The organism is Burkholderia sp. BCC1999 (genome assembly GCF_905339975.1).
Classification (GTDB): domain Bacteria; phylum Pseudomonadota; class Gammaproteobacteria; order Burkholderiales; family Burkholderiaceae; genus Burkholderia.
Map to the genome: position 1 here is coordinate 65,016 of NZ_CAJPHP010000028.1, position 20,718 is coordinate 85,733.

Annotated in this window: 16 protein-coding genes and 1 pseudogene; 6 read left to right on the forward strand and 11 right to left on the reverse strand. The window is 63.5% G+C overall.

The window, feature by feature from the left end; genetic code table 11:
* Window positions 1-178: 178 nt before the first annotated feature.
* The 8 genes and pseudogenes from U5809_RS30490 to U5809_RS30520 form a co-directional block, all read right to left on the reverse strand.
* Window positions 179-682, reverse strand: coding sequence for a hypothetical protein (locus tag U5809_RS30490; RefSeq protein WP_322089241.1), 504 nt, complete (start codon window positions 680-682; stop codon window positions 179-181).
* A 144-nt stretch (window positions 683-826) separates the two neighbouring features.
* Window positions 827-1,090, reverse strand: coding sequence for a hypothetical protein (locus U5809_RS30495; protein WP_322089242.1), 264 nt, complete (start codon window positions 1,088-1,090; stop codon window positions 827-829).
* A 36-nt stretch (window positions 1,091-1,126) separates the two neighbouring features.
* Window positions 1,127-1,313: pseudogene (locus U5809_RS34700) on the reverse strand (RHS repeat-associated core domain-containing protein); the annotation flags it as partial.
* 103 nt (window positions 1,314-1,416) lie between these two features.
* A complete protein-coding gene (locus tag U5809_RS30500; RefSeq protein ID WP_322089243.1) occupies window positions 1,417-1,815 on the reverse strand; it encodes an SMI1/KNR4 family protein in 399 nt (132 codons plus the stop codon).
* A gap of 36 nt (window positions 1,816-1,851) precedes the next feature.
* Window positions 1,852-2,067, reverse strand: coding sequence for a hypothetical protein (locus U5809_RS30505; RefSeq protein ID WP_322089244.1), 216 nt, complete (start codon window positions 2,065-2,067; stop codon window positions 1,852-1,854).
* Window positions 2,068-2,084: 17 nt separating this feature from the next.
* Window positions 2,085-2,345 carry a hypothetical protein gene (locus U5809_RS30510; RefSeq protein ID WP_322089245.1) on the reverse strand — a complete coding sequence of 87 codons (261 nt, stop codon included), beginning with the start codon at window positions 2,343-2,345 and terminating at the stop codon, window positions 2,085-2,087.
* A 144-nt stretch (window positions 2,346-2,489) separates the two neighbouring features.
* Window positions 2,490-2,717, reverse strand: coding sequence for a hypothetical protein (locus U5809_RS30515; RefSeq protein ID WP_322089246.1), 228 nt, complete (start codon window positions 2,715-2,717; stop codon window positions 2,490-2,492).
* 12 nt (window positions 2,718-2,729) lie between these two features.
* Complete coding sequence (locus U5809_RS30520) at window positions 2,730-7,343, reverse strand: RHS repeat-associated core domain-containing protein (protein ID WP_322089247.1); 4,614 nt, start codon at window positions 7,341-7,343, stop codon at window positions 2,730-2,732.
* Window positions 7,344-7,807: 464 nt separating this feature from the next.
* Here U5809_RS30520 and U5809_RS30525 point away from each other — a divergent pair, with 464 nt between their 5' ends.
* The gene (locus tag U5809_RS30525; RefSeq protein ID WP_322089248.1) at window positions 7,808-10,264 is read left to right on the forward strand and encodes a DUF3772 domain-containing protein; all 2,457 of its coding nucleotides are present in this window, start codon (window positions 7,808-7,810) and stop codon (window positions 10,262-10,264) included.
* A 123-nt stretch (window positions 10,265-10,387) separates the two neighbouring features.
* Here U5809_RS30525 and U5809_RS30530 read toward each other — a convergent pair whose 3' ends face one another.
* The gene (locus U5809_RS30530) at window positions 10,388-11,899 is read right to left on the reverse strand and encodes an aldehyde dehydrogenase family protein (RefSeq protein WP_322089249.1); all 1,512 of its coding nucleotides are present in this window, start codon (window positions 11,897-11,899) and stop codon (window positions 10,388-10,390) included.
* A 634-nt stretch (window positions 11,900-12,533) separates the two neighbouring features.
* Here U5809_RS30530 and U5809_RS30535 point away from each other — a divergent pair.
* The 3 genes from U5809_RS30535 (at window position 12,534) to U5809_RS30545 (ending at window position 16,332) form a co-directional block, all read left to right on the forward strand.
* Window positions 12,534-14,114 carry an amino acid permease gene (locus tag U5809_RS30535; RefSeq protein ID WP_322089250.1) on the forward strand — a complete coding sequence of 527 codons (1,581 nt, stop codon included), beginning with the start codon at window positions 12,534-12,536 and terminating at the stop codon, window positions 14,112-14,114.
* Window positions 14,115-14,260: 146 nt separating this feature from the next.
* A complete protein-coding gene (locus tag U5809_RS30540) occupies window positions 14,261-15,529 on the forward strand; it encodes an FAD-binding oxidoreductase (RefSeq protein ID WP_322089251.1) in 1,269 nt (422 codons plus the stop codon).
* Between the two features lie 128 nt (window positions 15,530-15,657).
* Window positions 15,658-16,332, forward strand: coding sequence for a TetR family transcriptional regulator (locus U5809_RS30545; protein WP_176048528.1), 675 nt, complete (start codon window positions 15,658-15,660; stop codon window positions 16,330-16,332).
* 73 nt (window positions 16,333-16,405) lie between these two features.
* Here the strand turns inward: U5809_RS30545 and U5809_RS30550 are convergent, their stop codons facing one another.
* The gene (locus U5809_RS30550; protein ID WP_322089252.1) at window positions 16,406-18,223 is read right to left on the reverse strand and encodes a phospholipase D-like domain-containing protein; all 1,818 of its coding nucleotides are present in this window, start codon (window positions 18,221-18,223) and stop codon (window positions 16,406-16,408) included.
* Between the two features lie 105 nt (window positions 18,224-18,328).
* Entirely contained in the window at window positions 18,329-19,087 is a 759-nt protein-coding gene (locus U5809_RS30555; protein WP_059238924.1) for a DeoR/GlpR family DNA-binding transcription regulator, read from the reverse strand.
* 207 nt (window positions 19,088-19,294) lie between these two features.
* On the opposite strand from U5809_RS30555, the gene U5809_RS30560 reads away from it, so the two are divergent.
* On the forward strand, window positions 19,295-19,480 hold the full coding sequence (locus U5809_RS30560) for a hypothetical protein (protein WP_006480515.1): 186 nt from the start codon (window positions 19,295-19,297) through the stop codon (window positions 19,478-19,480).
* A gap of 204 nt (window positions 19,481-19,684) precedes the next feature.
* Window positions 19,685-20,554, forward strand: a complete 870-nt coding sequence (locus U5809_RS30565) for a DMT family transporter (protein WP_322089253.1) — start codon at window positions 19,685-19,687, stop codon at window positions 20,552-20,554.
* Window positions 20,555-20,718 lie beyond the last annotated feature (164 nt).

Here is a 20,718-nt window from a genome sequence, read left to right on the forward strand (position 1 = left end):
GCTTAACTCCATCCCACCACCCTGTCGCCCAGCACTTCGACACCAATAGCAATCACAACAAGCCACTGACCCTCACCCAAATAGGCTACGGATGAGGTTGGCTCCACGCCAACAAAGATCAACTCATTGAACATCTACGATCCTCGCAATTACATGGGCACGGGAACCTAGGCTGGAGTCAACTTACATTAGAAAACACAACCAATTGGCCACCAGGATACCTTCCATTCCACCCACATGGAAAGCCACCATTCAAGTAAACATTCAAAATATCCTTCCAAATACTCGGAAAATATTCATTTGCATAGCATTGAAATATTATCTCAACGTCACGACGCATCAATTCAAGCATTGAAAACGACGTCAAGTCCGACCATTTCTCGATGGTACCATTGAAATTTTTTGATTCAATGCCCCAATGTCCATTTTTTCTTAATTGAGATTTAACCAAAAGACTCCATTCGAAATCATCGGGAAACACGTTAGAAGAGTCGGAAACGGTTTCCCACTCATCAAACTCATCGAATGAATCGTCGGTAGCAAAGCGGCGCGCATCGACAGCATCCGCGGTTACAAATTTCCCGGACAGATCTCCCGTGTAAGGTCTATCGTAGAAAGACCCTCTTTCAAGAAACCGAACAAACACATCGGCGGCGATCAAAATCTGCTGCCATGTCTTCATCGTCACATCCTCTTAATTCCATCTCGAATACTTTGCTCTCAATCGGACTACACACCATCAACGCCACCTGGATGCTGATTACCGTACATGGTGAGGCTGCCCGTCTCCAGTCGCTTTTTCAAAGCACCTTGAATTGCTTTCAATTTAGCCCCCCCTTAAACCCGATTTCTTAAATCTCACTGCCACGGCCATGGCAGATGTAGCCGCTCCACTATAGCCAAGGTGATAGCCCTGACGGGTGGTTTTTCCAAAACCACCATCCGCCTTGGAGCGCACCTCACTATCCATTGGCAAAGCAATTAAATTACCTGCATTATTTTCATCAAATAATTTACACAGCGCTTTTGCAGATTTTACGGAGCTCGCGCTTTTGGGGGCGATATGGCGAACCTGATATCCATCGGACAATGGATCATGAACAGCTTCCCAATTGGTTTGCCAAACGGACTTTAACCCTTGCGGATCAATCCACTGCAGAGGATTGGGTGCGTACCTATAAACGTTGATGCCGCCGGCCAGGCCGATGGGGTCTTTCGAAATGAACCGTTCGTTACTTGGATCGTAGTACCTTGCCGGTTATAGTGCAGCCCGCTTCAGCGTCGAAGTATTGCCCCTCAAAGTGCAGCGAATTGCTAATCCCTTCCCGGCGTACCGCGTTGCTCATCGCCTTGCGCGATCGCCTATTAATCCGTGTTTCCTTAGCTGGTCAACGGTTCCGAGGGGGAACCTGGATCTCACCTCTCCCCAAGCGTCAAGCCTTTGAGATTCACCAACAGATCTGTCAGTGAATCAGCCGATCTCTCCAGAAATTTCTGGTTCATTACACCCATTCCCACCTCAAATACCTCTCCACTAAAATTAATCAAAATTGCTTGGCCACCGCCATCATCCCCAATCATGAAATATCCCGGAATGTACTTTTGGACTTCATATTCTACATTCCTCTCAGGCAGAATTTCTATTTCATGCAAAGCCAAACAGCCCATCGAATTTAGCCCATTGGAAATTTGCAGAAAATCAACGTATTCCTTAGAAAAAGACAGTCCGACTTTCGCCTCTGCAACATTAATCTGGCTAGAAGTCGCTGGAATTCTCAGCTCGAAGCGTTGACTAAGATACGCTCTATTTAACATTGAAATCTCCCATCGTCTTACGACGACATCTTTTGTCTACGTCGCACGCGACAATACATATATCCAGCCAAGTTGAAGAAAGAAGCTATCCAGCTCCGCGTGCTTTTCCTCAAGCGCCGAGTTATCGATGAACAGGTATCTCATTCCATCCGAAAGAATGCCTTTATAATTCGGCAGCGCCACATCAAGATCACCGCAGTACACTGACGCCGCCTGCGCATTCCCGACACTATAATTGGACGCTGCAACCACGCATCCACTCCATCAATTTACGAAGTCAGATTTTCAGAGTCGTCTGGGCCACCGCTCAGCGAAATTGCAACCTCCCCAACATCCTTTATCTCTTCCTCACCTTCATTACGAAGAGATTCGCTCACCGAATGCCCAACAACAACTGCCTCAGAACGCCCATCCGCTTCGCGTAGCTGTCGGTAATGATCGACCCGATCTCTTACGTAAGGAATAAATATCGAAATCCAGAAATTATCATCTTTAAAGCTCTCATCGAACCACCATCCGAGAACACTCATCAGATGAACCAACGACTCGCCATTGTTAGATACTGGCCAGAGCACGTCAGCCGGAAGGCAAGCTCGTCCGCCGACGTACGCATCGCCCTTGGTCGACCTAAAGCGGGTAAAAATAGTTCTTTATACACCTACCGGACTGCTCTTTTATAACTCTTTAATCAGAAATTCTTTCAGCTCCGCCTCCGATAATTCGAACTCAGGCCCCGCATCCATTCCTTTAAGAAAATTCACTACATGCTCTAGACGAGGATCATCAAAAGAATGATCCAGATAAAACTCGTACGCGTAACGCGCGACCTTATCTGGGGCATAACCTTCCATCTTGATGAGGGAATTCAGGCCGTTGAGAAACCGTGCTTTCATTTCTGACATGATTACTTTTCCTTATGGACATCTCGACGTTGCTCGACCAGAGGCCGTAGCCTTACCTTGATCAATATCCGCTTTTGTCGGCGGATAGTGAGGCAAGTCTAGTACCTCACCATTGTTCATCTTGGGATGAACTCTGTTGACCTCGCCAGCCTGATTGTATGTCTCCTCCCACGACCGAACTTGGCCGGTTCCAGGGTTCCATTCAGTTACGTGCGAACGTCCGCGTGTGGGCCCCGGCTTTAGAGCAGGAGCTTCGGCATCGTAATACCTGATTCTCCCGTCTGGGAGTTGTCGTGTCGTGACCGCACTTCCCTGTGCTTTTTGGAGCGCGCGCAGCTTACGTGCGAGCTTCTCTGCTGGGCTGTCGCACCTAAGTCCCAGCGGATCGATCCACTCGATGGGATTAGGTGCATATTGATAGCCATTTAACCCACCAGTCAGCCCAATCGGATCCTTACTGACAAAGCGCCCAAGTACAGCATCGTAATACCGATGCCGGTTATACCTCAGCCCCGTCTCCGCATCCTCCTGCTGCCCCTGAAACCGTATCGGGTTCCTCGGCTCCACACCCGTCGCCTTCGACGCCCGCGCAATCACCTCCCGCGCTTCGCCCCAAGCCCGATACGACGCCTCCCATACCACCTCTCCCACCTCGTCCGTCATCAGCAACGGCGTGCCGATCTGGTCACAGTGGTAGTAGAACAAATGCGCGTCCGACTGTCTTTCGGGCACACGTTGCAGCGGATCCTTCTCCGGCACATACGGCTCGCCCTCATGCCACACCGGCGTCTGAATCCCGGCAACCGGTTGCGCCGTCACATATTGCGCAAGCGGCACGAACGATTCCGGCTCGTACACGTACTGTGTCGCTCCGGCTTCGCTGCTTTCGTAAGCAAGCTGATCGCCATCCCAGCCGAACACCGTCCGCACGCCATCCACGTCCTTACCGATCCGGCGGCCGAAAGGATCATAAAAATACCGGGCCTCATGCTGCCGCGCAGTCTCCGCGACACGCGCCACTCTCAACCGGTTGAATCCGTCCCACTCGTATTCCTGCCGGCCTGACGGCGAACGTTTCCCGATCAGATTCCCGCGCGCGTCGTATTCGAAGTGGGTACCGGCATATTCCTTCAACAGGTTCCCGAGCACTCGAGGCACTTCCGCCGGCAGCGTACTGTCCACGCTGTCCGGCACCACGGGACTTGCTTTCACCGGTCCCGAAGTACGCGCGTGCCGGGGACTGCCGTGATCGATGATGTTGCTTGCCGGGTCGAAGGCGAATGTCTCCGTACCGAGCGGCCCAATCGCCGCGATGAGGCGACCAACAGGGTCATAACGATAGTTGACCAGCCCCTTGCGGCTGTCCTCGATATGCTCGAGCTGCCCCACGGCATCGTACCGATACCGGCGCTCGGCCAGCGCCGCCGGCGCATTCGATCGCCGAACGGCCTGTCTGGTGATTCGGCCTGCCGGATCGTATTGCGTCTGCTGCGCCACCTTGCTTGACAGCATCCGCCCGGTTTCGCGGTGCAGATCGTCGCGCTCGAACTGAATTCGCTCCTCGCCGTCAAGCATGAGCCCGTGCACGTGACCGGAACCGTAGATCAACCAGTCCAGTGCATGACCATCGGGGCGGACGGTCTTGATCCGCGTGCCGATTTCATCGAACTCGTGATGCCACAGGTAGCTGCGCGACTCACCGAACAGCCGATAAGCATGATGTTCGCGCACCTGATTGCCAACCGGATCGAAGAACATCTGCATCTGGCTGTGACTGTTACGCGCCTCGATGAGTCGCCCACTGGCGTCGTACGCGAATCGCTCTTTGCTCGCGCCCGATGTCCGGCATACGATGCGGCCCGCCTGATCGAATTCGAGTTCGGTCACCTGCCCGCCCTCGTCGATCTTCACCGGCTGCAGCGTGCCCTCGTTGTATTCGTATGTCGTCCGCTTGCCGTCGAAACCGATCTCTTCCAGCAATCGCCCTGCGGGATCATAGTGAAATTGATAAGTTGCGCGATTCGCATCGGTCAACGCAGTCAGGCGACCGAGGCGGTCGTAACGGTAAGCGAGCGTGTATCCGAGCGCGTCGACGCGGCTTGCCACGCGCCCCGCGACGTCGTATGAAAAACGCGTCACACGCTCCAGCGGATCGGTATGGGACAGCAGACGGCCTTCGGCGTCGTACGTGTATCGATAAGTGCCTGCTGCAGACGAGATCTCGCTGACCGCCCCATTCTTGCCATACTGGTAGGCCGTGACATTGCCCGCCGCATCGGTCGATTGCGCGAGTCGCCCGTCGCGGTCGTAGCGCCACTTCGTCACCTTGCCGGAACAATCGGTGTACTGAAGCAATTGCCCGGCGTTATCGTAGACGAGTACCTTCGCACCGCCCTTCGCGTCGACCATCTTGACGGGCATCCCGGCGGCGTCGTACGCATACTTCGTCTCGTGCCCGAGCGGGTCCTTCTGCGCGACCAGATTACCCGCGTCATCGTACGAGCGTTCCCACACGTATCCTTCGGGGTCCTTGAAACGAACGAGATGATCTTGGTCGTCGTAACCCATCTCGACCATTGCCCCGTCGACGCGATAATGCTTCGTCATGTTCCCGCGTGCATCGTAGTCCATCTCCTCGATGCCACCGTCGCGATGAACATGCATTACCAGGTTGTTGTCCTGGTCACGCCGCATCCACTCCTCGGTTCCATCCGGATACGCGATCCGGTACATGTACCCGCGGATGTTGTAGTAGTACCGCGTGACGTTGCCCAGCGCGTCGGTCACATAGGTCAAGCGAATGTTCGGATGCCACATCAGGCGAATGTCGTGGCTGCCGTCGTCGGCATATTCACGCACGCACTGTGCATTCGTGTTGTCGTCGCGGTCTGCCCCTTCCCACTCGAGGTTCATGCCGCGGCCGGTGCGATCCGTGTAGCGAGTGATCAAATGACGGTCGTACGCATACTGGCGCACGTTGCCGTATCGATCCGCTGCACGCACCAGGTCGCCATTCTCGTCGTACTGGTATTGGGCAAGCGTGGTGCGCGTGTTCGCGTCGACGATCTGCTCGATCGTCGCGATACGTCCGCGGCTGTCGTGACGAAACGCGAGCGTATGACCGGCCGAACTCACCAGTCGCGCCAGACGATTCGCATCATCGTAATCGAGCGCGATCGTATTTCCCGCGCGATCCTTCTGCAACGCGAGGCGGAACGAATCGCCGCGCTTCTCGTAGACGTGCAGCAAATCGTGACCGTACGCGACAGTCGTCCACGTATCGTCGAGCCGGCTCAACGTCACGCCTTCCACACGGTCGTCGTGAACGGCGCCTGCCGCGAGTGCCGGATATTCGATGTTGCGGCCGGTCGAATCGCTGTAGATCCATTTGCCGTCCCGAACATCGATGCGTGTCATGTACGGCGAGAGCCAGCGTGCGCCCAGTTCGCCGGCATCGTATCCGGCCAGCCGGGACCGATAGACGCGCATCCAGACGACGGGCATCGCACCCGGCAATTCGAAATCGGCATGAGAAAACGTCTCGTCGCCGAACGAGTAGCTGATCGAACCGCCCGACGCGCCGACCCCGCACTCTTCGCAGTGGTCAACGCCGGAACCCTTCGCTTTCGCCTCCTTCTTTGTCGCTGCGAGCGGTACCTGCTGCCGCCGGGCCTCGACTTCCGTCGTGCCCTGCGATTTGACCGATCCAGCCCGCATCGCTTCGCGCTTGTGCCGCAGCGCATTGATCAGCTTCAGCAGCAGCCACATCAGCTTGCCTTCATCGCTCCCCTTCAGCTCGTTGATCTTGCCGACCACCACCGGGGCCAACGTCCGCAACGACGCGGCCAACTGGCGAATCGGCGCAACGTACTTCTCGGGAACGAGCCCCGCCATCGTGCTGCCCGCGGAATTGACATTGCTCTTGCCGAGTGCCACCCCGGACTCGGACAGATACCCCCAGGCCCCCGTCACCAGATCCGTGCTGAACCATCCGCTCTTCTTCATCTGCTGCCGGTATTCGGCAGCCCTCCGCTTGTTCTCCGCCGGATCGAACAGCTTGCCGGCCACCGCTGCGTCGATACCGTCGGCCAGGCCCGTGAAGATTTCCCGCGCCTTCGCCGCACAGTTGTCGATCAGTTCGTCGACCACGCTCTGCAGCTTCGTCAGGAAGTTCTCGATTTCGGTCGAGCACGAAGCCTGTATGTGCGTGACGACGATCGACACGATCGCTGCCCCGATGTCGCGCTTGTGAATCAGGAGTTCGTTGCGAATCAGCGCCAGCAGCGGCCTGGCCGTGAGGCGCATGGGCGCCAGTACCGGCGGAAACGGAACCACGCCGATCAGGTTGATTGCGAGTCCGAGATAGTCGAGCAGTTCGCCGCCGCGTTTGCGGATGATCGAAACGATGTCGGTGAGCGCGTCGGCCAACGCCATGAGGTTGTTCAGGATCGGGATCATGCTGGCCACCGCCGCCAGTCGATCGACGTTCACGTAGCCATGCGTCACGTCGATAAGCCACGCGTTGAAACCTTCACCGGACGCGACGACGTCTTCCGGATGAACATCGGTCAGCCACGGGGTGGCCTGTTCGTGCTCCGCTCCCGGAGGGAGTTTTTGATCAGCCATGCTCTCAGGATTCTTCTCGTTGTTCGTTTTTCGGCCTGCGGCAGGCGGCCCCTCTTGTCATGTCCCGGACGTCCTGCCAACGACTCGCGGCATTGTACCGACGATTGAACGACGGGAAAATGAAAGGTCCGCCTCGGCGGCGCATCCAGCAATGACTCGCGCCCCAATTAGCACGAGCCGCCCTCGGGCCGACTTCATGTAAATTTCGTAACCATCTGTCCCGCCGCCCGCCGCGGCTGAACGGCGACATCGCGCGTATTCGGATGCGATTCGATCGGCACACCCTTAATAAAACAGGGGCGAGCCGGATTTCCCGCGGTCGGCCGCACGTGCCCGACGCCGAAACGTCGGCAATGCATATTCGGAAATCGATGGCCCGCACCCCGGTAACATGCTACCGGGCCAACCACCGGCTTCCGGCTGCCTTTCGGCACCCGGCATTGTCGGCAAATCGTAAGCATTCCATGTTCATACAACGACTATCCACGTACGCCCGCCGGGTCGCGCTGATCGCGTTGCTGCAGTTCGCGGCGATCGCAACCGCGTCGGCGTTTCCGACGCCCGCTTCCGCCCCGGGCGCAAGCGGCGTCGGCGCGCCCGTGCCGGCCATCTCGCTGAACGACGCCGTCGCGCAGCTCAAGCAGATGCAGGTCGAGCTCGACCGTATCAAGCAGCAGACCTCGACGTCGACCAACAGCAAGGAACTCGATGCGCTCGACGACTCGGCGCAGGAACTGAGCAGCGACGTCGCGAAACTGCAAAGCGATCTCACGCCACAACGCGCGCAGATCCAGGCGCAACTCGACGTGCTCGGCCCACCGCCTGCCGAGGGCGCCGCGCCGGAAACGGCAGCCGTCGCGAAACAGCGGGCCACGCTCGACGCGCGCAAGACGCAGATCGACGCGGCGCTGAAGCAGGCCGCCGACCAGAAAACCAGCCTCACGAACCTGACCGAGCAGTTCGCGAAGCTCCATCGCGGCCTGCTGAAGAACCAGCTCGCGTTCCGTTCGGGCAGCATCTTCAGCGCGCAGTTCTGGCTGCCGCTGTTCCACCTGTCGCCGGACGACCGCCAGCGCCTCGAGGATTTCAACGACGAGCTGTTCGACATGCTGCGTTCGTCGTGGGTGCCCGGGCAGCGCGCGATCACGACGGTGCTGCTGATTGCCGCGTTCGCGGCGTGGCTCGGCGGCCGCCGGCTGATCGAACGCGGGCTCGCTTGGATCGCGCTGAACCGGCTGCCGCACACCCGCCTGCGCCGCAGCGCGCTGGCGCTGTCGACTGCGCTATCGACCTTCCTCGCCACGGCCATTGCGATTCAGATCCTCTACCTCGCCGTCGCGCGCCACTACGAGCTCACGCCGTCGCTGACCGATCTGTGGGACCAGTTCGCGAAGCTCGCCGCAACCTGCGCACTGATCGCCGGGCTCGGCCGCGCACTGCTCTGCACCAGGCATCCGTCGTGGCGCCTGCCCGCGCTCGCCGATCCCGTCGCGCTGGCGATGAAGCCGTTCCCCGCCATCCTGGCCGGGCTGCTGCTGGTGTCCGGCACGCTCGAATCGATCAACCGGATCGTCGACACCAGCCTGTCGGTCACGCTGTTCGGTCGCGGCATCGTATCGCTCGTCGTCGCGCTGACGGTCGGCGCGTCGCTGTTGCGCGCGAACCGGGCGCGCAGCGCGCTCGCGGCGGCAGGCGAAGCGCCCGAGCAGCGCTCGACGCTCGCGGGGTTGATCCATGCCGGCGTCACGCTGGCGATCGTCGCATCGCTGATCGCACTCCTGATCGGTTACATCACGGTCGCGCGTTTCATCACGTATGAGCTCGTGTGGTTCGAGATCGTGCTGTGCGCGACCTACATCCTGATCCAGTTGACGCGCGACGCGAGCGAAAGCCTGTTCTCGTCGAGCCTGTCGACGGGCCAGCAGATCAAGCACCTGTTCGCGCTCGAAGACCGTCACCTCGACCAGGCGCGCACGGTCCTGTCCGGTTTCGGCACGAGCCTGCTGATGCTGATCGCGGCCATTGCGCTGCTGACGGGCGGCTTCGGCACGACGCCGGGCGACCTGCTCGACAGCGCGGTCGCGATGATCGGCAGCCAGCGGCTGCAGAGCCTGAACATCATGCCCGACCGGATCCTGAACGCCGTGATCGGGTTCGCGATCGGCTTCTACCTGTTGCGCTCGCTGCGACGCTGGCTCGACAGCGAGTTCATGCCCGCGCTCGGCATGGATACGGGGATGCGCGTATCGCTGATCACGCTGTTCACCAACGTCGGCTACGTGCTGCTCGTGCTGATGACGCTCGGGCTGCTCGGCGTCCGCTGGAACAACCTCGCGTGGATCGTCAGCGCGTTGTCGGTGGGTATCGGCTTCGGCCTGCAGGAGATCGTGAAGAACTTCGTGTCGGGGCTGATCCTGCTGACCGAGCGTCCGGTGAAGGTTGGCGACATGGTCAGCATCGCGGGCGTCGAAGGCGACATCCGCCGCATCAACGTCCGCGCGACCGAGATCCAGCTCAGCGACCGCTCGACCGTGATCGTGCCGAACTCGCAGCTGATCTCGCAGAACGTGCGCAACGTGACGATGGGCAACAGCACGCAGGGCGTCGCGACGCTGGTGCTGACGTTCCCGCTGAACACCGATCCCGAGCAGGTGCGCGACCTGCTGCTCGACGCGTATCGCGAGCATCAGGCGATCCTCGAGAAGCCGGCGCCGTCGGTGACGTTCAGCCAGCTCACGCCGGACGGGATCACGCTGAGCGTGACGGGCTACGTGTCGAGCCCGCGGATCGCGAGTTCGACGAAGAGCGATCTGCTGTTCGAGATCCTGAAGCAGTTGCGCGCGGCGGGGATCACGCTGTCGAGCCCGCAGATGCTGGTCGTGCAGAACATGCCGGCGGTCGGAGACGCAAGCAACACATAGAGACGCATGGAGACGCATCGCGCGCTCCACCGTCTCGCGCCTGAAAAAACGAAGGGCCGGTACCGCAACGCGGTAACCGGCCCTTTTCGTTCATGCACGGCGCCCGATGTCGGGCGCCCTACATCACACGTCGAACTTCACGCCCTGCGCCAGCGGCAGCTGCCGGCTGTAGTTGATCGTATTCGTCGCGCGGCGCATATACGCCTTCCACGCATCCGAACCCGACTCGCGGCCACCGCCCGTTTCCTTCTCGCCGCCGAACGCGCCGCCGATTTCCGCGCCGCTCGTGCCGATGTTCACGTTGACGATCCCGCAATCGCTGCCCGCTGCCGACATGAACTGCTCGGCCTCGCGCATGTCGTTCGTGAAGATCGCCGACGACAGGCCTTGCGGCACTGCGTTGTGCAGTTCGATCGCGTCGTCGAAGTTGTCGTAGACCATCACGTACAGGATCGGCGCGAACGTCTCGCGCTCGACCACGGCCGATTGCTTCGGCATCCGCACGATGGCCGGACGCACGTAGTATGCATCCGCGTGACCGACGTCGACGCGCTCACCGCCCTTCACCTCGCCGCCCTGCTCGCGTGCATCGCCCAGCGCCTTCTGCATCGCATCGAACGACGCGCGATCGACCAGCGGGCCGACCAGCGTGCCGTCTTCAAGCGGGTTGCCGACCTTCACCGACACGTAGGCCTTCTCGATACGCGGCAGCAGTTGCTCAACCAGGCTGCGATGCACGATCAGGCGGCGCAGCGTCGTGCAGCGCTGGCCGGCCGTGCCGACCGCCGCGAACGTGACCGCGCGCACCACGAGGTCGAGATCCGCGCTCGGCGCGACGATCATCCCGTTGTTGCCGCCGAGTTCGAGGATGCCGCGCGCGAGACGCTGGCTCAGCACCTTCGCGACTTCCTGGCCCATCCGCACGCTGCCCGTCGCGCTGACGACCGGTACCTTCTTCGACGCCGTCAGCACCTCGCCGACATCGCGCATGCCGAGCACCAGCTGGCTCAGCTCGGCCGGCGCGACGCCCGGATGCGTCTTGTCGAACTCGCGGATCGCCTTCTGGAGCAGCACGTGGCACGCGATCGCCGTGAGCGGCGTCTTCTCGGACGGCTTCCACACGACCGAATCGCCGCACACGAATGCGAGTGCCGCGTTCCACGCCCACACCGCAACCGGGAAGTTGAACGCCGAAATCACGCCGCACACGCCGATCGGGTGCCACGTTTCCATCATCCGGTGGCCCGGGCGCTCGGATGCAATGGTCAGGCCGTAAAGCTGGCGCGACAGACCGACCGCGAAATCGCAGATGTCGATCATTTCCTGCACTTCGCCGAGGCCTTCCGACGTGATCTTGCCGGCCTCGAGCGTGACGAGGCGGCCAAGCTCGGCCTTGTGCTCGCGCAGGACGTTGCCGAACACGCGCACGAGTTCGCCGCGCACCGGCGCCGGCACCGTGCGCCACTTGAGGAATGCGTCGTGCGCAGCGTCGATCTTGCGTTCCGCGTCGGCCGGCGTGTCGACAGCCAGCGTCGCGAGCGTCGCGCCGTCGAGCGGCGAACGCGCGGTCAGCGCATTGCCTTTCCACTGGGCGAGATCGATATCGAGCGCGGCAAGAATGTCGTTGAATTGCATCACTTCCTCTTCAGGGACAGATTGATCGGTGCGGCGGCAGCGCCGCCCGCGTGATTCGATTGGAGCGCGTTCGCGCGCCCGGTGCAAGCGGATGTGCCGCGCGGCGGGCCCGGTGCGCCGTACGGCGCATCGCGCTGCGCCACCGCCGGAAGCCCGGCCGGACGGCGCACACCCGCCTCGCAAGGCACGATCCATGAAACACATTGTCGGTGGCCACAAGTCGGGCCGCTATTGATATTAACTCACGACTTCATTCTCAAAACGCAACAACTCGGCGGTCCAGCCCGCACGCTCCCGCCCTGATACGGGACGTATCCAAAGCCCGTATCCATGCTGTCAGACACACCGTGGCGCGATTCAAGTTGATGACAAACCTGCATCACCCTGTTCGGAAATATCGTTTGCCGGCCGTGCATCGGGCACACACAATCGGGGCGACGTCGAGGTGCAGCGCACCCGGCGCGCCGCCGGCCGCCACTACGGCAGCCGGATGCCAGACGAACGCGACACGCCTCGCGGCCCGGCTCGTCGAGCCCGCTTCCGCACCGCCTCACCGCTGCCCGCCCCGCGGCCGGCAACGCGTCGCGCTTCGTCGCCGAAAAAACAATCCCGGAGACAGCGCCCAGCGCCCGCCATGCATTCAGATGCCCGCCCCGATTCGCCCCGCCCGTCCGGCTCGCCGCCCGCGAAGCCGTCCCTTCACCGTGCGCTGCAGGCCCGCCATCTGCGAATGATCGCGATCGGCGGCTCGATCGGCACGGGCCTGTTCGTCGCGTCCGGCGCGTCGATCTCGCAGGCCGGCCCCGGCGGCGCGATGCTCGCGTACATGGTGATCGGCCTGATGGTGTACTTCCTGATGACGAGCCTCGGCGAGATGGCCGCGTTCATGCCCGTGTCGGGTTCGTTCGCGACCTACGGCGCGAAGTTCGTCGACGAAGGCTTCGGTTTCGCGCTCGGCTGGAACTACTGGTACAGCTGGGCCGTGACCCTGGCGGTGGAGCTCGTCGCCGGGCAACTCGTGATGAATTACTGGTTCCCGCATGTACCGGGCGTCTGGTGGAGCGCGCTGTTCCTCACGTTGATCTTCGCGCTCAACGCGCTGTCGGTGCGCGGCTTTGGTGAAGCCGAATACTGGTTCGCGCTGATCAAGGTGCTGACGGTGCTCGCGTTCGTCGGCGTCGGCCTGCTGATGATCTTCGGGATCATGCGCGGCGGCCCGAGCGCCGGCTGGAGCAACTTCACGATCGGCGATGCGCCGTTCGCGGGCGGCTGGGCGACGATGCTCGGCGTCGCGATGATCGCGGGCTTCTCGTTCCAGGGCACCGAAATGATCGGCGTCGCGGCCGGCGAATCGGAAAACCCGCGCACGACGATCCCGCGCGCCGTGAGCCAGATCTTCTGGCGGATCCTGCTGTTCTACGTGCTCGCGATCTTCGTGATCGGCGTGCTGATTCCCTACACCGATCCGAGCCTGCTGAAGAGCGACGTGACCGACATCGGCGTGAGCCCGTTCACGCTCGTGTTCCGCCACGCGGGCCTCGCGTTCGCAGCCGGCGTGATGAACGCGGTGATCCTCACGGCCGTGCTGTCGGCCGGCAACTCGGGCATGTACGCGTCGACGCGGATGCTCTACAACCTCGCGGTCGAAGGCCGTGCGCCGAAAATCTTCGCGAAGCTGTCGCGGGGCGGCGTGCCGCGCAACGCGCTGTATGCGACGACGGCCGTCGGCGCACTGTGCTTCCTCACGTCGCTGTACGGCAACAAGACCGTGTACATGTGGCTGCTGAACACGTCGGGCATGGCCGGCTTCATCACGTGGCTGGGCATCGCGGTGAGCCACTACCGCTTCCGCAAGGGTTTCCTGAAGCAGGGCTACCGGCTCGACCAGCTGCCGTACCGGGCGAAGTGGTTCCCGTTCGGCCCGCTGTTCGCGTTCGCGCTGTGCGCAGTCGTCGCGCTCGGCCAGGATTACCAGGCGTTCCTCTCCGACAAGATCGACTGGGTCGGCGTCGCCGCGACCTATATCGGCCTGCCGTTCTTCCTCGCGATCTGGCTCGGCTATGCGCTGGTGCGCAAGTGCCGCCTCGTACGCTACGAGGACATGGAGATCGCACCGTGGATCGAACGCAACGCGACGCCTGAAACCGCGCCGCAGGCCGACGCCGGCTACGCGGGCTACGTCGCGCGTCCGGCCAACCCGGCGCCGGGCGCCTGACCGCCCGGATCGACCCGCATCGCACCAGCCGCCGCCCTCGCGCGGCAGCCGGCGCCCAAACAACCTCCATTCGACGCGGCGCGCGCGTTCAGGCAAGATCGACGCGCGCCGTCCGTTTTTCCGCCGTTACGAATCATCGAAATCGCATGCAGAACTTCTACGAAGCCACCGTTACCCGCCAGCCCTACCCGCAACTGACCGGCACGATCGACACGCAGGTCTGCATCGTCGGCGGCGGCCTCGCCGGCCTGTGCACGGCGCTCGGCCTCGTCGAGCGCGGCGTGCACGACGTCGTCGTGCTCGACGGCGAACGGGTCGGCTTCGGCGCATCGGGCCGCAACGGCGGCTTCGTGTTCGGCGGCTACAGCCTCGACAACGCCGACCTGCTGCGCACGCTCGGCCGTGAAGAAGGGCGCCGGCTGTACCGGCTCACCGTCGACGCGGTCGACCTGATCCGCGCGCGCATTGCGCGCTACGGGATCGACTGCGACATCGTCGATCAGGGCGTGATGCTCGCGAACTGGTTCGACGATCCGTCGCGGCTCGACAGCGTGCGCACGCTGATGAAGAGCGAACTGGGCGTCGACTGGGAACCCGTCCCGACCGGCGCACTGCGCGAGCGGCTGAAGACGCAGCGGTATTACGACGGCCTGTTCGAGCCGAACGCGTTCCACTTCCATCCGCTCAAGTACGTACTCGGCGTCGCGGCGGCCGCATCGCGCGGCGGCGCACGCGTGTATGAACGCTCGGCGGCACTCGGCATCGCGCGCGAAGGCGCCGGGTACGTCGTGCGCACGGCGCAGGGCGCGGTGCGCGCCAAGGACGTCGTGTTCGCCGGCGGCGGTTACGCACGCGGCGTGTCGCCGCGCATCGAGCGCGCGGTGCTGCCGATCGCGACCTACGTGATCGCGACCGAACCGCTCGGCACGCGGCTGCCCGACGCGATCGATGCGCCATACGCGATCTACGACACCCGTTTCGCGTTCGACTACTACCGCCCGCTGAAGGACACGCGCATCCTGTGGGGTGGCCGGATCTCGGTGCTCGACCGCGGCCCCGACGCGATCGCGCGCCTGCTGCGGCGCGACCTGCTGCGCGTGTATCCGCAACTGGAAGGCGTGAAGGTCGACTACGCGTGGGGCGGGCTGATGAGCTACGCGCGGCACAAGATGCCGCAGATCGGCCGCGACGCGGACGGCGTGTGGCACGCGATCGCGTTCGGCGGTCACGGGATGGCGCCGACCACGGTGGCCGGCGAGGCGCTCGCCGCCGCGCTGGCCGAAGGCCGGCCGGTGCCGGAAGGCTTCAACGCGTTCGGGCTCACGCGCACGTTCGGGCTGGCCGGCCTCGCGGCCGCGCAGCTCACGTACACCGCGTACCAGGCCCGCGACGCGCTCGCATCCTGCCGCCGCTGAGCGGCCGCGGCGGCCGCAACGGCCGGGCCGGATGGCCTGGCCGATTAGAGCGGAAGGTCGGCCGGGCGGGGGTTTCCCACATGCTAGAATGCCTTTTCCAAGCCGCCGCGAACCCACAATAAAGTCACATGAAAGCAGGAAGCAAGGCCGCCACGTCCGACACCCGCGCGCTTGCGTCCGAAGCGCGGCGTAAATACGATCCCGAGCAAACCAAGCGCAACATCCTCGATGTCGCCACGCAGGAATTCTCTGCGATGGGCCTCGCCGGTGCACGCGTCGACGCGATCGCCGAGCGCACGAACACGACGAAGCGCATGCTTTACTACTACTTCGAAAGCAAGGAAGGCCTGTACGAGGCCGTGCTGGAGAAGGTGTACGGCGACATCCGCGCGCTCGAGCAGGAACTGCACGTCGGCGACATGGAGCCGCGCGAAGGCATGCGCCGCCTCGTCGAATTCACGTTCGACTATCACGACAAGCATCGCGACTTCGTCCGCCTCGTGTCGATCGAGAACATCCACGGCGCGAAGTATCTCGAACAGCTGAAGTCGTTCAAGAACCGCAACGTCAGCATCATCAAGACGCTCGAGGAACTGGTCGAGCGTGGCGCGGCCAGCGGCGCGTTCCGCCAGGACATCGACGCGTTCGACCTGCACCTGCTGATCAGTTCGTTCTGCTTCCACCGCGTGTCGAACCGCTACACGTTCGGCGCCGCGTTCGGCCGCGACCCGTCGGCGCCGCGCCTGCGCGCGCGGCATCGCGACACGATCGCCGACGCCGTGCTGCGCTACGTCGCCGCGTAAGCGGCGGCAACCGCCGGCCGGGGCGCGCACCATCCGCGCCCTTCACACTTCAGCACTTCAGCACTTCAGCGCGTCAGTCCGTCGGCGCGGTCGACGCCAGCGCGATCCGCGCCTTCTCTTCCGGGCTTCCCGCCACGTAATACTTCTTCGCCCAGCTCGAATCGGGTGCGAGCACGAGCCGCGCATGCGCGGCCGTCCCCGCGTCCGTGCCGTGCTGCTTCGCATTGATCGCCAAAGCCCGTGCGCGATAGTGCTCGTAGAGCCGCAGGAATTCCGCGAGATAGATCGCCGCGATCCGCTTGTCGCGGATCTCGAGCAGGTTCTCGTCGTTGTACTGCTCGGAGTTGCGGCTCATGTTCGCCGAGCCCGTATAGACGACCGGATTCGCGCCTTCCGCATCGATCACGATGAACTTGTGATGGATCACGACGGGCGGAAAAGCCGGCGCCGGCTCGCCGGGAAAGAGCCGCAGTTCCGGCGTGAAACCCTGCGGCACGGTGGCCGGCGAGAAATACGCGGCATCGATCACGTCGTGGTTGTCGCGGCTGCGGTGGTACAGCTCGAGGTTCGCGAGCGTCGCCGCATCGAGCGTCTGGCCAGCCTGCTGCGCGGTATCGGCCTTCGTCGCGCTGCCGACGTTGATCTTGTTCACCAGCCCGAACATCATCAACCCGCGGTCGCCGGCCGCGAAACAGGCGTCGCGCAGCGCAGCGTCGGTCGGCATGAACAGGCAGAACGACACCGAATGCTTCGCCGCCGCGATCGCGGCGACGATCGTGTCGATCTCCGTGCGCTGCCCCGCCGGCTCCGGAGAAAACGCGACGCGCACCTGCGCGCTTCCGATCGTCATCGGCGCCGACCAGCCCGACGTCAGCTTCGCCGTCTCCGCGATCGACGGATTCCCGGCCAGCGCATGCGCACGGTCGTTGTACAGCGCAGCCAGCACGGGCGAGTCGAACGCGTGCAGCACGTTCGCCTGCTCGGTCAGCCCCTCGGTCGTGAAGTTCGCGGAACCGGTCAGCACACGCGCGGGCGCCGGGTTCGACGGCGCATCGGTCACGACGAACTTGTCGTGCATGATGTGCGTCTTGTCGCGCGGCGCGAGCGTCGCGAGACCCTGCAGCGCGTCGACGGCCGGCTGGTTCGGCGACGGCAGCGGCGGCTTGCCCTTGCGCGCCGTCGTGTGCGCATCGTAGACGATCGCGAGCGACGCTTCGCCGTGCTTGCGCCCGAATGCTTCGAATGCGGGCAGCGCCCACAGCGTGTCGGTCAGGTGATAAACGGCCGAGGCCGCGCGCGACGCCGGGTCGAGCATCTCCGCGAACACCTGCTCCATGTCGTTCGCGAGCCACGTGCGCAGCTTCAGCGCCTGCGCGTCGCTCGGCGCCTCGCTCGGCGCCTCGTTCGGCGCCTCGTTCGGCGCGAGGCCCAGCGCCGCGACCTGCTTCGCGAACGCCTGCGAGCTGACCACCGCGCGGTTGAACCACGTGCCGATGCCGTCCTCGATGTGCGCGGGCAGCACGACATCGCACACGCCGGCTTGCGCGTCGAGCACCTGCAGGTTCGCCGGCGTGCCGACGACCGGATAGACGTCGTAGCGGAACGACGCATCGCGGTCCTGAGGATCGATGCGCGCATCCCACCACATGAATTTCTGGATCGGCGCCTGGTCGGTCGGTGCATCGCCCTGCGTGTCGGCGGCCGGGCCGTCGAAGGTCAGGCGGTTCGGCAACCAGCTGTCCGGCGCACGCGTCTTGCCGTCGATCGACCAGAAGCCCGGCGTGCGCCGGATCGCGAAGCCGAGGAAATCGGACCGCGACGCCGCATCGGGCCAGTCGAAGGCCAGCAGGACCAAGGTGGGGGAAAGATAGCTGCGCACGCTGACGGTCATTCGTTGCTCCCTGGCCTGGCGGCCGGTCGAGGTGAATGGGTCAGTGTTGACGGCGGTTCTTCCCGCGGGATGACGGTTCGGTGAACCTTGTATGTCGGACGCGCGTCAGTCGCACACGAGCAGTTCGATCCCGCGCGCGGTCAGCGCACGGCGCACGGCCTTGTCGGGCGCGCGCTCGGTCACGAGATAGCGGGCGGCGGCCGTGCCGTTGATCCGCACCGGCGTCACGCGGCCGAATTTCGAATGGTCGGCGACGATGATCGCCGTGCCGGCCGCCGCGATCATCCGGCTGCGCACTTCGGCCGCGAGCCGCGAGTAGTCGGTGCATTCGCCATCGGGCGTAATGCCGCCGGCGCCGACGAACGCGAAATCGACGTGGTATTGCGCGAGCTGGTGGATCGTGTCGAGCCCGAAGGTTGCGTCCTCGTCGTCGGACAGCTCGCCGCCGAGCAACGTCACGCGGTTGCCGTTGCGCCGCGCGAGCACGAACGCGGTACGCCAGTCGTTCGTGTAGATCGACAGCCGGTGCCGGTCGGCGAGCGCCAGCGCGACCGCATGCGGCGTGCTGCCCGAATCGATCAGCACCGATGCATCGTCGGGAACGAATTCGGCCGCGCGCCGCCCGATCGTGCGCTTCGCTTCGGCGTTCGCGGCTTCGCGCTCGGACAGGCTCGGCTCGCGGCGATCCGCGGCCAGCGCGCCGCCGTGCGTCATCACGAGCAGGCCGCGCGCGGCCAGCGCGTTCAGGTCCCGCCTGACCGTTTCGCGCGACACGTCGAGCGAACGGACGAGTTCCGCGACCGACAGCGCGCCCGACCGACCGAGCTCCGACAGGATGTATTGATGACGTTGTTCCGCCAGCATCGCGTGTGCGCCCGAGGCGACTGTAATGGGTAAGCTGGCCATTGTATTACGGCCGTTTGACCGGCATTTGACGACGGCGCGAAACGGAGCCGGCCGCGTTTCCCGAAAGCGAAATTCTGTATTGCCTCACGCGCGCGAATCGGCGCGATGCCGGTTGCTACACTTTGCGTTTCGCCGAACGACAGATCAAGCAAAGGGGCTCGCGCCATGTATCGCAAAGGCAGTGTGATCGAAATCCAGTTTCCGCCCGAACGCCTCAACGATGCGGCCGGCGATCCGTACTGGATCGACCTGACGCTCGACGAGGCGCGCCGGCTCTACGAACAGCTCGCCGCGCGCTTCGCGACCGACGCGCGCGCGAACCAGCCGCTCGACACATTCTCGATCGACTGATTCGGCCGACCGCCGCGGCTTCGCACCCGCGCCGCCTCGTGCTGCGCGGCACCCCTCCCTTCCGCGCCCCCCCAAGCACCGTGACGACCGGCACTGCCGCGCATCGTCCCGCATGAGTGCAGGATTCGACAAGACGCCGGCGCCGCTTCCCCCGATACTGGCCGACTTCCCGTTTCTGTCCGGCCGCCTCGCGGCCCGTCACGCATGCTTACCTCGATCGTCGCCGCCGCGTTCGTCGCGCTGTGGTCCACCGGCTTCATCGTTGCGCGGGCAATCAAGCCCTACGCCGACCCCAACCTGTTCCTGCTCGCGCGTTTCGCGGGCACGGCCGCGCTGTTCGGCGTCGTGGCGCTCGTCGCGCGCGCACCGTGGCCGGCCCGCCGCGAATGGCCGCGCCACCTGATCGCGGGCGCACTGCTGCAAGGCGTTTATCTCGGCGCGAGCTACTGGGCCGTCGCGCAAGGCTTGAATGCCGGTGTCATGGCGCTGCTCGGCGCGTTGCAGCCGCTCGCCACCGCCGTGCTTGCCGTCCCGCTGTTCAACGAGCGCCTGCCCAGGCGCGGCTGGTTCGGGATGGCGCTCGGGCTCGCCGGCGTCGCGCTCGTGCTGGCGCCGAAGGTCACGGGCGGCGTCGCGCCCCCGCCGGGCGCGGCGCCCGCGTGGCTCGTCGTCGCCGTGTCGGTGCTGGCGGTCGGATCGATCACGGCCGGCTCGCTGTACCAGAAAGGCAAGCTCGCGCAGAGCGACCTGCGCACGGCGGTTGCCGTGCAAAACTTCGGCGCGGCGATCGTCGCAGCGGTCTTCGTCGCGCTGCTTCATGAAACGCGCTGGATCGGCGCACCGGCACTGTGGGTGTCGCTCGTGTGGGGCGTCGTGTTCCTGTCCGGCGGCGCGGTCACGATGCTGATGTGGATGCTGCGCCGCGGCAATGCAGCGCGCGCGACGTCGCTGCTGTTCCTTGCGCCGCCGCTGGCCGCGCTGCAGGGCTACTGGCTGTTCGGCGAAACGCTCGCGGCGATCCAGCTCGCCGGCTTCGCGCTCGCGCTGGTGGGCGTCGTGCTCGCGCGGCGCTGACGGCGCTCATCGGGTCCTCGTTCGCATCGACACCCTGCGCACGGATGCCCTTCGCGAGGCATCCTGCACCCGCCCGGCGCACCGTGCACCACGGCGATGCAGCGCGTCTCGCCGAAGCAACGCGAAATCGCCGGAACGCACGCCCGGCGCGGCGGCGCGCCGCG

Bases quoted from the DNA above. Each gene is read 5' to 3' on its own strand.
- U5809_RS30490 (WP_322089241.1), bottom strand. From the start codon at position 682: ATGAAGACATGGCAGCAGATTTTGATCGCCGCCGATGTGTTTGTTCGG.
- U5809_RS30500 (WP_322089243.1), bottom strand. From the start codon at position 1,815: ATGTTAAATAGAGCGTATCTTAGTCAACGCTTCGAGCTGAGAATTCCA.
- U5809_RS30510 (WP_322089245.1), bottom strand. From the start codon at position 2,345: ATGAGTGTTCTCGGATGGTGGTTCGATGAGAGCTTTAAAGATGATAAT.
- U5809_RS30515 (WP_322089246.1), bottom strand. From the start codon at position 2,717: ATGTCAGAAATGAAAGCACGGTTTCTCAACGGCCTGAATTCCCTCATC.
- U5809_RS30520 (WP_322089247.1), bottom strand. From the start codon at position 7,343: ATGGCTGATCAAAAACTCCCTCCGGGAGCGGAGCACGAACAGGCCACC.
- U5809_RS30525 (WP_322089248.1), top strand. From the start codon at position 7,808: ATGTTCATACAACGACTATCCACGTACGCCCGCCGGGTCGCGCTGATC.
- U5809_RS30530 (WP_322089249.1), bottom strand. From the start codon at position 11,899: ATGCAATTCAACGACATTCTTGCCGCGCTCGATATCGATCTCGCCCAG.
- U5809_RS30535 (WP_322089250.1), top strand. From the start codon at position 12,534: ATGCATTCAGATGCCCGCCCCGATTCGCCCCGCCCGTCCGGCTCGCCG.
- U5809_RS30540 (WP_322089251.1), top strand. From the start codon at position 14,261: ATGCAGAACTTCTACGAAGCCACCGTTACCCGCCAGCCCTACCCGCAA.
- U5809_RS30545 (WP_176048528.1), top strand. From the start codon at position 15,658: ATGAAAGCAGGAAGCAAGGCCGCCACGTCCGACACCCGCGCGCTTGCG.
- U5809_RS30550 (WP_322089252.1), bottom strand. From the start codon at position 18,223: ATGACCGTCAGCGTGCGCAGCTATCTTTCCCCCACCTTGGTCCTGCTG.
- U5809_RS30555 (WP_059238924.1), bottom strand. From the start codon at position 19,087: ATGCTGGCGGAACAACGTCATCAATACATCCTGTCGGAGCTCGGTCGG.
- U5809_RS30560 (WP_006480515.1), top strand. From the start codon at position 19,295: ATGTATCGCAAAGGCAGTGTGATCGAAATCCAGTTTCCGCCCGAACGC.
- U5809_RS30565 (WP_322089253.1), top strand. From the start codon at position 19,685: ATGCTTACCTCGATCGTCGCCGCCGCGTTCGTCGCGCTGTGGTCCACC.